The organism is Rhodococcus sp. NPDC019647 (assembly GCF_044389235.1).
Taxonomy (GTDB): domain Bacteria; phylum Actinomycetota; class Actinomycetes; order Mycobacteriales; family Mycobacteriaceae; genus Rhodococcus_F; species Rhodococcus_F oxybenzonivorans.
The window spans coordinates 470,299-485,543 of record NZ_JBIRXS010000003.1 but is presented as its reverse complement, the minus strand read 5'-3'; the positions used below and the strand labels follow the sequence as shown (position 1 = coordinate 485,543).

The window sequence follows — 15,245 nt, the reverse complement described above, 5'->3', positions numbered from 1 at the left end:
ACTGTTCCAACAACTTAAGTAAAGAAACCGCAACGCGCAAGACGGGGAAGACGCTTTTTTGGTACGCCCGTCCATACCCCGTGCTCAGGGCAGTTTCTTCGCCGAAATCCGCGCCCAACCAGGGCACCCGCGGAGCCCACGTAGTCTGTAGATCGTGTCGATTGCAAAAACAGTGGGGAAGCTCGCCGGATCCTCCGCCCTGGCAGGTGTACTGCTCGCCGGCGTGATGTTCCCGCTCGCCGGCGGCTTCGGTTTCATGTCCAACCGAGCGGCTGACACCGTCGACAACGTCTCCGCCGAATTGGTCGAGGGCACCGTGCCGGCCGTCTCGACGATGGTCGACTCCGCGGGCAACCCCATCGCCTGGCTGTACGAGCAGCGACGGTTCGAAGTCCCGAGCGAGAAGATCTCCAACGAGATGAAACTCGCAATCGTCTCGGTCGAGGACCGCCGGTTCCCCGAGCACAAGGGCGTCGACTGGCAGGGCACCATGCGCGCGTTCCTCACCAACACGACCAGTGGTGAGGTGCAGCAGGGCGCGTCCACGCTCGACCAGCAGTATGTGAAGAACTACCAGCTGCTCGTCGTCGCGAAGACCGACGCCGAACGCCGCGCGGCGATCGAGACCACTCCGGCGCGCAAGATCCGGGAGATCCGGATGGCGCTCACGCTCGACAAAGAGCTCACCAAGGACGAGATCCTCACCCGGTATCTCAACCTGGTCCCCTTCGGCAACGCCTCGTTCGGCATTCAGGACGCCGCGCAGACGTACTTCGGCATCGACGCGTCCGAACTGAACGCCGGCCAAGCCGCGATGCTCGCGGGCATGGTGCAGTCGAGCTCGGCGCTCAACCCGTACACCAATCCGGAGGGCGTGCTCGAGCGCCGCAACGTCGTCCTCGACACGATGATCGCCAACATCCCCGACCGCGCCTCGGAGTTCCGGGCCCTCAAGGAGACCCCGCTCGGGGTGCTGCCCGAGCCCAACCGGTTGCCGCGGGGGTGCATCGCCGCGGGTGATCGCGGCTTCTTCTGCGATTACGCCCTGCAGTATCTGGCCAACGCCGGAATCAGTCGCGAGCAGATCGACAAAGGCGGCTACCTGATCAAGACCACGCTCGACCCGGCCGTGCAGGCGTCGACCAAGGCGGCGCTCACCGCGAATGCCAGGCCGGACCTCGACGGCATCGCCAATGTCATGAACGTCGTCCAGCCCGGACAGGACTCGCATCGAATCCTGGCGATGGGCAGTAGCCGCACCTACGGGCTCGACGCCAACGCCAGTGAGACCGTCCAGGCGCAGCCGTACTCACTGGCCGGTCACGGCGCCGGATCGATTTTCAAGATCTTCACGACGGCCGCCGCCATGGAGAAGGGCCTCGGCACCAGCGCCGTCCTGGACGTTCCCGGTCGATTCGAGGCCCGCGGCATGGGTAGCGGTGGCGCGCGAGGATGCCCTGCGGCCACCTACTGCGTCGAGAATGCGGGCCGGTATCCGGCGGCACTGTCGGTGACCGATGCGCTGGCGCAGTCGCCGAACACGGCGTTCGTGAAGTTGATCCAGGCCACCGGCGTTGCCCCGACCGTCGACATGGCGGTGCGTCTGGGGCTGCGCTCCTACGCCCAGCCCGGCACTTCCGGCTTCGACGAGCGCAGCATGGCCGATTTCCAGAAGGATCAGAATCTGGGGTCGTTCACCCTCGGGCCCACCTGGATCAACCCCCTCGAACTGTCGAATGTCGCCGCCACGCTGGCCTCGCACGGCAAGTGGTGCCCGCCCACCCCGATCGACTCGGTGTTCGACCGCGAAGGCAAGCCCGTTTCGGTGACCCAGCAGGCCTGTGAGCAAGTTGTCGAGCCAGGACTGGCCGATACCCTTACCAACGCGATGAGCAAGGACGACAAGCCTGGTGGCACCTCAGCGGCCGCGGCGGGCAGCGTCGGCTGGACGCTCCCCATGGCCGGTAAGACCGGCACCACCGAGTCGCACATGTCCTCGGGCTTCCTCGGATTCACCAACAACCTCGCGGCAGCCGTGTACGTGTTCGGCGACTCGCCCACGCCGGGCGAGATCTGCTCGAGTCCGCTGCGTCCCTGCGGTGACGGCAACCTCTTCGGTGGTAACGAACCGGCCCGCACGTGGTACGCGGCGATCAACCCGATCGTCAACAACTTCGGCCCGACGACCCTGCCGCCGATCGACCAGAAATATGTGCGGGGATCCCAGAACGGCCAGGTTCCGGATGTCGTCGGACTCAGCCAGTCGGCCGCCACCTCGCGGCTGCAGGCAGCAGGCTTCACCGTCAACGCCGTGACCACGCAGGCTCCGGCGGCCAAGGGAACGGTGACGGGCGCCTCGCCCTCCGGATCGGCCATCCCCGGTTCGACCATCACGATCTACGTCAGCGACGGATCGGTGCGGGCGGCGCCGCAGCAGGTACCCGGTCAGGGCATCCCCCTACCGCCCATCCAATTGCCCGGTCTGCCGCCGATCCAGCTGCCGCCCATACCGCGCTGACCATGCGTGCGTGGGAAGTGCGCACACACACTTCCCACGCACGTCGGTTCAGAGGCGGGACTTGACGGCGTGGGACAACCTCGAGCCATCGGCCTTGCCGCCGGCGAGTGCGGTGGCCGCCTTCATGACCTGACCCATCTGGCGCATGCCGGGGCGCTCCCCGATCTCCTCCGCCACCTGAGCGATGGCCGTGTCCACGACGTCCACGAGTTCCGCATCGTTGAGCGGGGTCGGCAGATATTCGTCGATGATCTGGGCTTCGGCGCGTTCCTGCGCCGCCAGTTCCCCGCGGCCGTTCTCGGTGTAGATCTCGGCGGACTCTCCGCGCTTCTTCGACTCCTTCGCAAGGACCTTCAGCACCTCGTCGTCGGTGAGTTCACGGGCTTCCTTGCCGGAGACCTCCTCGGTCTGCACGGCGGCCATGAGCATGCGAATAGTAGCGGTGCGCAGCGAGTCCTTCGCCTTCATGGCGGCCGTCATGTCGGAGCGCAGTCTTGCTTTCAGTGAATCTGGCATGGCCGAAACGCTACGCGCTCGCACGCACGGGAATGCCGCGTCCCACGCACGGGAATGCGGAGCATCAATTTGTACCCTGCACCTCGATCGCGCGCACCCGTATCCTGAAAGGGTGTCCAACGAGTTCCGCACCACCCTGACCCGTGCCGCGCTGGGTACAGCGGGCGCCGCCGCCCTCGGTGTCGGCTACGCCTCCCTCATCGAACGCAATGCGTTTGCGCTCCGTGAGGTCACGATGCCGGTGCTGGCGCCCGGGTCGTCCACGCTGCGGGTGCTGCACATCAGCGACCTGCACATGATGCCCGGACAGCGCCTGAAGCAGAACTGGCTGCGTGAGCTGGACAACCTCGAACCCGACCTGGTGGTGAACACCGGCGACAATCTGTCCCATCAGCGGGCCGTCCCCGCAGTGGTCCAGGCGCTGGGGAATCTGCTCGCGCGCCCGGGCCTGTTCGTGTTCGGCAGCAACGACTACTTCGCGCCCAAGCCGAAGAACCCGCTGAAGTACTTCAGCAGGGAGCACAAGCGCGTCCTGGGTGACCCCTTGCCGTGGGGTGATCTCCGCGCTGCCTTCACCGAGCGGGGCTGGTTCGACGTCACACATGTGCGCCGCGACCTCGAGGTGTCGGGGGTCCGGATCGCGTCGGCCGGGGTGGACGATCCCCACTTGCAACGCGACCGTTACGACACCATCGCCGGGCCGCCGAATCCGTTAGCGGATCTACGTCTGGGCCTCACCCACTCCCCCGAACCGCGGGTGCTCGACCGGTTCGCGGACGACGGGTACGACCTGGTGCTGGCGGGCCACACCCACGGCGGTCAGCTGTGCCTGCCGTTCTACGGGGCACTGGTCACCAATTGCCAGATCGACCGTTCTCGGGTCAAGGGTCCGTCGAAGTGGGGTGCCCACACCCGATTGCACGTGTCCGCTGGAATCGGCACGTCGCCGTGGGCTCCGGCACGCTTCTGCTGCCGCCCCGAGGCGACGCTGCTGACGTTGGTACCAGCCAAGCGTGGCGGCTCGGACAGCGGTGCGGGCGAAGGTTGGACGCAGCCGTCGGAAAGCTCGGTTATACGCCGCTGAACTGCGGATTTAATCGCGGCTGACTCTGTGCTGTAAGCTAGCCGAGGTTCGACACGGGGTGTGGCGCAGCTTGGTAGCGCGCTTCGTTCGGGACGAAGAGGTCGTGGGTTCAAATCCCGCCACCCCGACAGTGTGGGATTGATGTAAGACCCCTTCCGCTCAGGCGGAGGGGGTCTTTCTCTTCTCCGGACCCGGTGCCCACGACTCCCGGACACCCGCCGCCGGGTCGGTAGGCTAGCCTGCCCTCATGTCTACGAGGTCTCCCCTGAAGGCCGGGCTCGTCGCCCTGGCCACCGTCTTTCTCGCCGCCTGCGGCACCACCGACACCGGGTCCAGTTCCGGCAACACCGACGTCGCCACGGGCGGACGGCTGTTCGCCACCGCCGACGAGGAGACCGCCAAACTGGGTAGTGATGCCGAACCCGGCGCATTCCCGCGCACTGTCATACACGCACTGGGCGAGACGGTCATCGAGAAGAAGCCGGAACGGGTCGTCGTCCTCGACGGCGGCGAACTCGACGACGTCCTGTCGCTGGGAATCACCCCCGTGGGATTGGCGAGTCCGGAGAGCGCTGCGGGTCAGCCGTCGTATCTTGCCGACAAGCTGGCGGGTGTGCCCGATGTGGGAACGACCAACAACCTGAACATCGAGGCGATCACCGCATTGCAGCCCGATCTGATCCTCGGCAGCAAGCTGCGTGCCGACAAGCTCTATCCGCAGCTCTCCTCGATTGCACCGACCGTGTTCAGCATCCGTCCCGGCTTCCCGTGGAAGGAGAACTTCCTCCTGGCCGCCGACGCGCTCGGTGAGGAAGCGAAGGCCGAAGAGGTACTCAACGCATATCAGACCCGGGCCGGGGAGGTCCGGGACGCGATCACCGGCGAGCCCACGATCTCGTTGGTACGCTTCATGTCCGGCAAGATCCGGCTGTACGGCAACCTGTCATTCATCGGCGTCATTCTCGAGGATGTGGGGCTGCCCCGCCCGCAGGTGCAGGACGTCGACGAACTCGCGGTCGAGGTCAGCCAGGAGACCATCTCGCAGGCCGATGGTGACCGAATCTTCTACTCCAGCTATGGCGCACCCGAGACGACCGACGAGTCCGCTGTGGTCGGTGGACCGCTGTGGAACCAGTTTCAGGCGGTCAAGGACGGCCACGCCGTGCACGTCAGCGACGAAACTTGGTTCCTGGCCCTCGGTCCCACCGGTGCCATGCTGGTACTCGACGACCTCGAGAAGATGCTCGCCGCCTGACGCGTCCTACTGGGTTACGGGCATGAACGCGTCGTAGATCGCCTCCGGTGCACCGTCGACTGCCCAGATCATCATCAGCCCGACGGCGATGGTGAGGGCGGGCCCGAGAACGAGTTTCTCGAAGGGCCCGCCCGCCCGGATGGAAAGGAAGGACGGCAGCCGGAACTCCCACCACCGCTCTCTGCCCAGCGGCAGGAACGGGGCGAGGAAGGGCACGCCTTCCTTCGTGATGGCATCGCCGAGGCAGTGGGTGGCGCAGCCGAGGGCCACCGCGACTCCGAGCCCGGTGGAACCGGCCTCCGTGGGATACGACTGCCAGGTGAGCGCCGACAGCACCGCGGCCACGGCCGAAACGGCGAGCCAGCCTTTTTCTTTGGCGAACTCCCCGGCGAGGCCGCGGAGTGCCAGCCCCAGACAGAGAAACAGCGTGGCGATGATGGCCGGCTTGCCGAACTGCACTACGAGCGCCGACACGCCTGCTCCGAGCCCGGCGGCGAACAATGCTGTGTGCGTGAGCGTGCGGTGCCCGCCGCGGCGCTTACCGTCTCGTTTGCCCTTGGTCACCGTGTAGAAGCCGAGCGACACCGCGTCGACGCCCTTGGCGACGATGCTGCTCACGGGGCCGAAGGACCGCGAAACGGTCGACTGGCTGGTATCGAGGTCGGGTAGCAACGCCGCGCCTGCGCATACGGCCGCGAACGTGAACGTCTCGGCCGTCGAGGTAGGCCCACCCCATTCCAGCGGGAGCAGATCTGCCGTCGCCAAACCGACGGCAGCACCGGACATTGCGTGGGTGGGACCCATCACCATGGAAGAACGCACCTTTCGAACCCGACCCGGGACACGGTCATCCGAGCCGGTGTCCTGACACCGCTCAACCTAGCAACACCATCCGACACTCCAGTCACACGCCGGACGTACTCCGGCACCGTCGGCGGCGACGAAGTACATCCGGACCCGAACTGCTCAGACGCCCTGCGCCTGCCACATCCAATGCAACTGCTCGAGCCGCGCGGTGATGGAGATCAGCAGGTCCTGCGTCACCGGGTCGGCCGTTTCGGTGGCCGCGATACGCTCACGGAGTCGGTCGATCAGGGCGGCGAGGTTACCGACGATCGACGCGGTGATCTCCGCATCCTTGGTCCACCCTTCGCCGATGCCCTTGGCCCCGGAATCCCGTGCGACCGTGGCTGCGCGGCCGTCGGGACTGACGCCGATCGCGGTCGCGCGTTCCGCCGCCTCGTCGGTGAAGTCGCGGGCCGCGCTCACGAGCTCGTCGAGCGCGAGATGCACCGATCGGAAGTTCTGGCCGATCACATTCCAGTGCGCCTGTTTGGCGATGAGGGTGAGGTCGATCAGATCCACGACGGTGGCCTGTAGTGCGTCGCCGGCGGTCTTCTGCTGAGCGGGATCCAACGTGCTGGTAATGGGATTAGTCATGATGTATTTCCTCAGTGGTCGTGTTCGTTGCGGGCGCATCGACACCGACGCCGGTGGTGCGCCTCAGGCCTTGTTCTGTCCTTCGCGGACACCGATTTCCACGCGCTTGCCGAGGTCGGCGTCGACATTCTTCCAGTACTCGAAGACGCGCAGCAGAACCGGCTCGCTGACGCCATCGAGCGCGTGCCCGACGATGTTGTTCACCAAGCGCTCGCGTTCGTCGTCGCCGAGAACCTCACGTACGAGCGTGCCGGCCTGGGTGAAGTCGCCGTCCTCGGAGTGCTGGATGTAGCCGGCGCGCACCGACTCTCCGTCGAAGGCCCACAGGCCCTCGTCCCCGGCGAGGGACGCGTCCGCGTGGGGACCGCCGTACGAGTTGGGCGCGTACACCGGCGTTTCCGGCGAGTTGGTCGCGTACCGCATCGCCCCGTCCTGCGAGTAGGAGTTGACCTGGTTCTTCGGTGCGTTGACCGGCAATTGGGCGTAGTTCGCGCCGATCCGGTACCTGTGTGCGTCGGCGTAGGAGAAGACACGCCCGAGCAGCATCTTGTCGGGCGAGAAGCCGATCCCCGGAACCACATTCGACGGCTCGAACGAGGCCTGCTCGATCTGCGCGAAGAAGTTGTCGGGGTTGCGGTTCAGAGTCCACTTGCCGACCTCGATCAGCGGGTAGTCCTTCTGGGACCACACCTTGGTGAGATCGAACGGGTTGAATCGGTAACCCTCCGCCTCGGCGACCGGCATGACCTGCACTTTCAGCGTCCAGCTGGGGAACTCGCCGCGGGTGATCGAGTCGTACAGGTCGGCGCGGTGGTGGTCGGGCGACGTGCCGGCCAGCTCGTCGGCCTCCGCTTGGGTGAGGAATTCGATGCCCTGGTCGGTCTTGAAGTGGTACTTCACCCAGAACCGCTCACCCTCGGCGTTCACCCACTGATAGGTGTGGGAGCCGAATCCGTCCATGTGACGCCACGTCTTCGGAATCCCGCGATCACCCATCAGCCAGGTGACCTGGTGTGCCGACTCGGGCCGCAGGGTCCAGAAGTCCCACTGCATGTTGTGGTCGCGCAGGCCGGAACCCGGCAGGCGCTTCTGCGAGTGGATGAAGTCGGGGAACTTGATGGGGTCCTTGATGAAGAAGACCGGCGTGTTGTTGCCGACGAGGTCGTAGTTGCCGTCCTCGGTGTAGAACTTCACCGCGAATCCGCGGGGGTCACGCCACGTGTCGGGACTGCCCTGCTCGCCCGCCACCGTGGAGAAGCGCACGAGCGACTCGGTCTTCGCTCCCGGCTGGAAAAGCTTGGCCTTCGTGTACCGGCTCACGTCGTGCGTGACGACCAGCTCACCGAAGGCACCGCCGCCCTTGGCATGGACCACCCGCTCCGGGATACGCTCGCGGTTGAACTGGGCGAGCTTTTCGACGAGGTAGTGGTCGTGCAGAAGGATGGGGCCCTGCGGTCCCGCGGTGAGCGATTCGTTGTCGCTGACGACAGGAATTCCGGCGTTGGTGGTGGTAGCGCGCTGTGTTTCAGGCATGGCAAAGCCTCCAGAGTGCTTCATTGTGAGGGTGGTAGATGAAGACGGGTCAGGACTGGGATGCCGTTGGCCCGGGCCGGCACTGTTCGCACAGACCCCAGAAGACGACTTCGGCCTCGTCGATCTGGAAACCGTGCGACTGCGACGGCTCCAGACACGGCGCCTCACCGACGGCGCAATCGACGTCTGCAACGGTGCCGCACGATCGACACACGAGGTGGTGGTGATTGTCTCCGGTTCGTGTCTCGAACCGTGCGGGTGACCCCGCGGGTTCGATACGGCGAAGGAGACCGGCGGCCGTACACGCTTTCAGCACGTCGTACACGGCTTGCGTGGACACCGAACCCAGCTGGTCGCGCACCACGGCAGCGATGTCGTCGACGTCGGAATGCGGCTGCGCGGCAACCGCATTCAACACCGCCACCCGGGGTGCAGTGACACGGAGGCCCACGTCACGCAATTGCGCTCGGGGATCGTGGTCGTGTCGCATGTGTTCCAGTATGGCCCTTTTTTGGAATTAGTCAAGAAAAGCGATCGCTCAGCGCAGCTCTGCAGGCCCGGTGGTCATACGGCCGTCCGTGATCACGACACCATGATGAGTTCCGGCCACCAGCCAGTCGGCCAGAGTGGGACCCTCTGCCCGAACGCTCACACGGGCATACCGGAAGTGCCCGCGCAGCCGGGCCGACGCCGTCACCAGGCTTCCACCCGACTCTGCGGGCTGGGCGAACCCCAAGGCGCCCGCGATCGGCAGCCGCGGACCGCGCGGGTGCGCCGTGGTCGACACACGCCACTGGCCTTCCGATGACGACGCGGACGGCCCGGACGACGCGGATGACGCGGATGACGCCTCGAACACACCGTGGACGTCACCGTCGAACGCGGCCAGGACCTTGGGCAGGCTCCAGTGCACGCGTCCGCCGTGGACGGACGGTTCCGAGTCGACCGCGATGAACGGCACGGCCATGCGCGGCAAGGGACCGCTGCGACGCCCGGGCGCCCGCAGCACCGGGCTGGCCAGGATCTCGCGATACGGCCCGACGGGCGAGTCGAGGTAGTCGACCATCATGGCGAGGGTTACCGGCAGCACCGCACCCTCGGGTCCGAGTTCACGGGCGGCGGCGGTCGCGCGATGCCACCACAGCGTTGCACGCACCTCGGCAGGCCACGGCGGCGGCGCGCTCTCGGGCCATTCGGTGCGGTCGGTGGTCGATTCAGGCACGCTCCACATCGACGGCCTCCTTTCGGGTCGTCACAGTGAGGGGAAGTCGCAGGGCTCCCGGCGCGTCGGCCGGTACCACCGGGAAGCGCGGCGGCGTCGGGTCGATACGTACGTATGGCTCGTCCGGATCAGGTCTGGGATCCAGCTCTCCCTTGTTCGGCCACAATGCGAATGCCCGCTCCGCTTGCGCCGTGATGGTGAGCGACGGATTGACGCCGAGGTTCGCGCTCAGCACGGATCCGTCCGCCACGTGGAGTCCGTCGTGCCCGTAGGCCCGCAGGTACGGGTCGACGACTCCGGTGTCCGGCGAGTCGCCGATCGCGCAGCCACCCAGGAAATGGGCGGTCATCGGGATGTTCACCACGTCGCCCAGCGAGCCACCGGGGTCTCCGTCGATCTTGTCGGCGACCTTGCGGATGGCCGTGTGCCCCTGAGGTATCCACTCCGGCGGCGGAGCGCCGGGACCGGGCCGACTGGTGACCGCACGCCCGAAGCGTCCCCGCCCCTTGGTGAGTTCCAACGAATTGTCGTCGGTCTGCATCACCAGCGCAATGACCGTCCGCTCGGACCAGTGCCGCACCGACAGACTGCGCAGGAAGGCGTCGGGTCGGCGCAGTGCGACACCGACGGTCTTCAGCAGTCGAGGTGTCCGGCCGCCGCCATCACTGAGGACCGTCTGCAGCAGCCCGATCGCATTGCTGCCCTTGCCGTATCGGACAGGTTCGATGTGGGTGTGGTCGTCGGGATGGAACGAGGACGTGATGGCGATGCCGCGCGTGAAGTCGGTGCTCCGGTTCTTCGCGGTGGCCGCGAGTACGGCCTCCGAATTGGTCCGGACGACCGTTCCGAGCCGCGGCGACAACCGCGCCAAGGTTCCGGCCTCCTTCATCGCGAGTAGCAGCCGGGCCGTTCCGTACGTGCCGGCAGCCACGACCACCTGGTCGGCGGTGAAGGTGCTCTCCCGCTTACGGATACCGTTCGTTCGACGAGTACGCACCTCGTATCCGCCGCCCTGACGTGGACGCAGTTCCTTCACCGTGGTGAGCGGATGGATCTGCGCACCGGCCTGTTCCGCCAGGTACAGGTAGTTCTTGACCAGCGTGTTCTTGGCGCCCACGCGGCACCCGGTCATGCAGCCACCGCACTCGGTGCAGCCGGCCCGATCAGGCCCCTTGCCACCGAAGTACGGGTCCGCGACAGCGACTCCGGGCTCGCCGAAGAAGACACCGACCGGCGTGGATGTGAACGTCTCACCGACCCCCATCTCTTCCGCCACCTCGCGCATGATCGCGTCGGCCGGGGTGAACAGCGGGTTGGTCCGCACGCCCAGCATCCTCTTGGCCTGCTCGTAGTACGGCGCCAACTCCGACTGCCAGTCGGTGATGTGCGCCCACTGCTTGTCCTCGAAGAAGCGCCGGGGCGGCTGATACAAGGTGTTGGCGTAATTGAGCGATCCACCGCCGACACCGGCACCCGCCATCACGAGCACATCGGGAAGTAGATGGATACGTTGCATGCCATAGCAACCCATCCACGGAGCCCACAGATAGCGTCGCAATCTCCAGCTGGTCTCCGGCATTTCGTCGTCGGCGAAACGCCGTCCCGCCTCCAGCACTCCGACCTTGTAGCCCTTCTCGGTGAGCCGCAGCGCAGCCACACTGCCGCCGAAACCCGAGCCGACCACCACCACGTCGTAGTGCGTCACGCGACGGCCTCCTTCTCCGACTTCCGGCGCGCCACGTAATTCTCCCGGTCGAAGTGCTGCAGCTGCGAGCGGAATCGGAAGGTGAACGTCGGCCACTGCACCGAGTTACGGCCCTCCGCATCGTAGTACCAGCTCGAACAACCGCCCTTGTTCCAGACCGTGCTCTGCAAGCCCGATTGAATCCGCGTGTTGTACCGTCGCTGCGCCTCCTCTGTGACCTCGAATGCCGCGATGTCGTTGCCGCGCATGGCATCGAGCGCGTCGGTGATGTACGCAGACTGCGATTCGAGCATGTACACGATGGAGCTGTGCCCGAGGTTGGTGTTGGGTCCGTACATCAGGAAGAGGTTGGGGAATCCGGCGACCGTGGTCCCCTTGTAGGCGTGCGGACTGCCCTTCCAATACTCGGCCAGCGTGTGCCCGTCGGTGCCCCGGAGCACATGCGCGACAGGAGGTTCCGTAGGAGTGAAACCGGTGGCGAAGATGATGGTGTCGACCTTGTGTTCGTTGCCGACCGCGTCGACCACACCGTCCTCGGTGATACCCGCCAGGCCTGCGTCGACGAGCGTGACGTCCGGCCGGTCGAGCGTCCGCAACCAGTCGTTCGACAACAGCATCCGCTTGCAGCCGATAGTGAAATCGGGGGTGAGCTTCCGTCGCAGTTCCGGGTCGCGCACCTGCCGACGCAGATGTGCCTTGGCCACCATTTCGAACAACGGCAGCAGTCCGGTGGCATGGGCCAGGACTCCGCCGAGCGCTTCCCGGAAACTGTAGACAGAACCACGGACAGCCTTCTGCACCAGAGGCATTCGCCGATACAGACGCTTTTCGGGATCGGAGAGCACTCGGTCGAGCCGCGGGATGACCCACGCCGGCGTGCGTTGAAAGACCGTCACATGCTTCGCGCGGGGCGCGATTTCCGGAACGAACTGCACCGCCGAGGCACCCGTGCCGATGACGGCCACCCGCTCACCGGTGAGGTCGTGATCGTGATTCCACGTCGCGGAGTGAAACGTGGTACCGCGGAACGTGTCGAGTCCCGGCATAGCCGGGATGCTCGGGGTCGACAGGGCACCGGTGGCCGCCACCACCACATCGGCGGTCAACGAGCCACGGCTCGTGCGCACATGCCACACCGCCTTGTCGTCGTCCCAGTCTGCCTGCTCCAGGGCGCAGTCGGTCACGACCCGGGACAGAATGCCGGTGTCGGCCGCGACCTTCTTCAGATACCGGTAGATCTCCGGTTGCCGGGCGAAGGTGTGACTCCAGTCGGCGCTGGGCGCGAAGGAGAACGAGTACAGCGACGTCGGGACATCGCACGCACACCCCGGGTAGGTGTTGTCGCGCCAGGTCCCACCGACATCGTGGCCGCGCTCGATGATCAGGACGTCGGCCTCCGGACGGGACCGCAGGATCCGCGCCGCGAGACCCATTCCTGCGAAACCGGCTCCCACGACCAGCGTGTGTACATGTTGCGGAAGTCTCACGACTTCTTCACCTTCGATTCCCACGCCGGCAGCAGCCGCGCGCGTAGTGAGCGATCAGCCTCGGGTGTCCGGAACAATGCCGACACCGCGAGACCGCGAACCAATTCGATACCGAGCTCGATGGTGTCGGCGTCGTACCGATCGCCGAACACCTCCGCAGACCCGTGTCGCAGGGCCTCGGTGACCTTCCGCTCCAGCGGAACCATCGCCTCGAACAACGCGGGGTCGGTGCGGGCGGCCACCCACAACTCGAGTGCCGCATAGAACAACGGGCCGGAGAAGGCGTCGGCCAGCACGTCGATGCCACGGTCGGTGTCCACCTCGGCGGCGAGAATTTCCGCCATCCGCTTGTCGACGAGGTACTCCACTGCCGCCACCACCAGCGACTCCTTGGTGGGGAAATGGTGCAGCTGGGCTCCCCGCGACACACCCGCCCGGCGGGCGATGCCCTGGGTGGTGGTGCCCGCGTAGCCGAGCTCGACCAGCGAGTCGACCGCAGCCTCGAGCAATCGTGTGCGCATCGCGGCGGTGCGCTCGGCCTGGGTGCGGGTCGGTTTGGCGACTGCTATGTCGGAGGTCACATCTGCACTGGTCACATCTGCACTGTAGGCCGAAAAATCAAAACAGTCCAGACTGCTTTTAAATTGCGCAAGCGCCTGTGAGTGCTTGTCAACAACGGGAGGTTAAGAAGTACTCACGGGACGAGGCGGTACTTCAGCATCATGTCGTGGTCCTCGTGATCGAGCATGTGGCAGTGCCAGACGTAGCCCCGCAGAGGTTGGGGTGCCTGCCCGGTGTGTCCACCCGAGTGATCCGTGGCATGGGCCGACATGCCGAAGGTCGCGTCGGGATCGAAACCCAGTTCCTCGGCTGTCGGAAACCGCACGACCACCCGGGTGACGGAATTGGCGTCGGCGATCACGGTGTCCTTGAAACCGGACTCCCACGGCTGCGGCGACAGCACCGGTCCCCGGGTGAACGGATCCGGAGACGGCGTCCATCGTGTCCCGACCGCGGGGAGCGGCGACGCCGACATCAATGCGGCCGTATCGACCGCCTGCCGCCCGAGCACGCGGAACCTCACCAGATGCAGATGGATCGGGTGCGGCTCCGGGGTGGCATTGACGATGTTCCACTGTTCGACCGCGCCCTGGCGCGGCATTTCGATGTCGTCGGTGGTGTAGCGCAGGTTGTTGAGCGACATCAGCGGTGACGGTTGCCCGAGGCCCTGTCCGATCTGCAGTACCGAGACGTTGCGCACCCCCTGAGGTTGCGCGACCGGCGCCAGCAGAGGCGGTTGCCGGCGGCCGCCGCGCAGGGTCTGCGGCACCGGGCCGGTGAACCCCGCCGCAGCTCCCACGCGGAAACGGCAGAAACGCGGCATGGGCAGGACCCCGCGCTGAGCCACCTGGTCAGGAATCGCTTCGTCGTTGCGCAGCTCGACGGTCGTGCCGGGCGCCAGAGCACCGAAGTCGACGAGCAGGTCGGCGCGCTCACCCGGTCCGAGGCGAACATGGTCGACGGGGACCGGGGCGTCGAACAATCCGCCTTCGGCGCCGATGACCCAGAACCGCATTCGATTGTCGAAGAAGAGGTTCCACACGCTGAACGAGGCGGCGTTCACCATGCGCAGGCGGTACAGCCCGCGCGCCACGGCCATCTCCGGCCACACCTTGCCGTTCACCACGCCGGTGTCGCCGGGGGTCGCCGCTTCCCAGCTGCCCTGCGGGTTCAGCGGGTTGGAGCGAACGCTCTGCCTGCCGTCATCCGTGAAATTCTTGTCCTGCAGAATCAGCGGAACCTCGAACTCGCCGGCGGGCAGCCCGAGCGGATTGCCCACGGTACCGGTGTCGAACTCGTCGCGGAGCAGGTACAGACCGGCCAGTCCAGCGAAAATGTTGAGCCGGGTGACCCCCATTGCGTGGTCGTGATACCAGAGGGTGCACGCGTCCTGCTGATTCGGGAACTCGTACACCAGCCCTTGCCCGCGCCGCAGCGTGTGCTCGGGGTGCCCGTCGAACTCGGGCGGATTGGACCCCCCGTGCAGGTGCAGCGCGGTCGCCACGTCGGTGCGGTCCGCTTCGGTCACGCCGTGCAGTCTGGTGTCCACATCGGCGGCGAGGGGATTGCTCGCGATGTCGTTGCGGTAGACGAGCGATGTCCGTTCGCCGACCCGGGCCTCGATCGTCGGTCCCAGGTAGTCGACACCGCCGTACGCGAGCGCCGGGGAGGCGGGAAGGTCGGAGTGGAACGTGTGCATCGTGCTGCTCGCGTGCACCTCGACGGAAGTGCCACCGAGTGTCGGCAGCAGGGGAAGTGGGTCCCGAAACGGTTCGAGTGGCGGTGACCGGAAAACGAAGGGCCGCAGGGGGTCGATGCCGAAGGGAAAGGCGCTTGCCGAGCCGACCCCTACGGCGCCCAGCCCGGCCGTCAGTGCCAGTCCACGAACGAACGACCTGCGCGGAATTCGTCCATCCATTCGCCG

The 15,245-nt window shown here is 66.2% G+C and carries 13 protein-coding genes and 1 tRNA gene; 4 read left to right on the top strand and 10 right to left on the bottom strand.

The annotated features are described in order from the left end of the window. The first annotated feature begins 172 nt into the window (after positions 1-172). Positions 173-2,518, top strand: a complete 2,346-nt coding sequence (locus ACH49N_RS09880; RefSeq protein ID WP_358272036.1) for a transglycosylase domain-containing protein — start codon at positions 173-175, stop codon at positions 2,516-2,518. Positions 2,519-2,566: 48 nt separating this feature from the next. On the opposite strand, the gene ACH49N_RS09875 is transcribed toward ACH49N_RS09880, so the two are convergent. Continuing rightward, positions 2,567-3,034: a GatB/YqeY domain-containing protein gene (locus tag ACH49N_RS09875; protein ID WP_159918966.1), complete on the bottom strand. Its 468-nt coding sequence runs from the start codon at positions 3,032-3,034 to the stop codon at positions 2,567-2,569. A gap of 112 nt (positions 3,035-3,146) precedes the next feature. On the opposite strand from ACH49N_RS09875, the gene ACH49N_RS09870 reads away from it, so the two are divergent. The 3 genes from ACH49N_RS09870 (at position 3,147) to ACH49N_RS09860 (ending at position 5,373) form a co-directional block, all read left to right on the top strand. Next, the gene (locus ACH49N_RS09870) at positions 3,147-4,118 is read left to right on the top strand and encodes a metallophosphoesterase (RefSeq protein ID WP_358271487.1); all 972 of its coding nucleotides are present in this window, start codon (positions 3,147-3,149) and stop codon (positions 4,116-4,118) included. Between the two features lie 54 nt (positions 4,119-4,172). Continuing rightward, positions 4,173-4,246: transfer RNA gene (locus tag ACH49N_RS09865), tRNA-Pro, on the top strand. A gap of 119 nt (positions 4,247-4,365) precedes the next feature. Continuing rightward, positions 4,366-5,373 carry an iron-siderophore ABC transporter substrate-binding protein gene (locus ACH49N_RS09860; protein ID WP_358271488.1) on the top strand — a complete coding sequence of 336 codons (1,008 nt, stop codon included), beginning with the start codon at positions 4,366-4,368 and terminating at the stop codon, positions 5,371-5,373. A 6-nt stretch (positions 5,374-5,379) separates the two neighbouring features. Here the strand turns inward: ACH49N_RS09860 and ACH49N_RS09855 are convergent, their stop codons facing one another. From ACH49N_RS09855 to ACH49N_RS09815, 9 genes are all read right to left on the bottom strand, one after another. Then, on the bottom strand, positions 5,380-6,183 hold the full coding sequence (locus ACH49N_RS09855) for a metal-dependent hydrolase (protein WP_358271490.1): 804 nt from the start codon (positions 6,181-6,183) through the stop codon (positions 5,380-5,382). Positions 6,184-6,339: 156 nt separating this feature from the next. Then, positions 6,340-6,813 (bottom strand): Dps family protein, encoded by a 474-nt coding sequence (locus ACH49N_RS09850; protein WP_159918963.1) that lies wholly within the window; start codon positions 6,811-6,813, stop codon positions 6,340-6,342. Between the two features lie 63 nt (positions 6,814-6,876). Next, positions 6,877-8,346, bottom strand: coding sequence for a catalase (locus tag ACH49N_RS09845; protein WP_358271491.1), 1,470 nt, complete (start codon positions 8,344-8,346; stop codon positions 6,877-6,879). Between the two features lie 49 nt (positions 8,347-8,395). Continuing rightward, positions 8,396-8,836 (bottom strand): Fur family transcriptional regulator, encoded by a 441-nt coding sequence (locus ACH49N_RS09840; protein WP_159918961.1) that lies wholly within the window; start codon positions 8,834-8,836, stop codon positions 8,396-8,398. A 48-nt stretch (positions 8,837-8,884) separates the two neighbouring features. Next, complete coding sequence (locus tag ACH49N_RS09835) at positions 8,885-9,577, bottom strand: hypothetical protein (RefSeq protein WP_358271493.1); 693 nt, start codon at positions 9,575-9,577, stop codon at positions 8,885-8,887. Beyond that, positions 9,561-11,273, bottom strand: coding sequence for a GMC family oxidoreductase (locus tag ACH49N_RS09830; protein ID WP_358271494.1), 1,713 nt, complete (start codon positions 11,271-11,273; stop codon positions 9,561-9,563). The genes ACH49N_RS09835 and ACH49N_RS09830 overlap by 17 nt, the downstream gene beginning before the upstream one ends. Next, the gene (locus ACH49N_RS09825) at positions 11,270-12,760 is read right to left on the bottom strand and encodes an NAD(P)/FAD-dependent oxidoreductase (RefSeq protein ID WP_358271495.1); all 1,491 of its coding nucleotides are present in this window, start codon (positions 12,758-12,760) and stop codon (positions 11,270-11,272) included. Before ACH49N_RS09825 ends, ACH49N_RS09830 begins: the two co-directional genes overlap by 4 nt. Continuing rightward, a complete protein-coding gene (locus ACH49N_RS09820) occupies positions 12,757-13,281 on the bottom strand; it encodes a TetR/AcrR family transcriptional regulator (protein WP_358272038.1) in 525 nt (174 codons plus the stop codon). The genes ACH49N_RS09825 and ACH49N_RS09820 overlap by 4 nt, the downstream gene beginning before the upstream one ends. 173 nt (positions 13,282-13,454) lie before the next feature. After that, on the bottom strand, positions 13,455-15,239 hold the full coding sequence (locus ACH49N_RS09815; RefSeq protein WP_358271496.1) for a multicopper oxidase domain-containing protein: 1,785 nt from the start codon (positions 15,237-15,239) through the stop codon (positions 13,455-13,457). Positions 15,240-15,245: the final 6 nt, after the last annotated feature.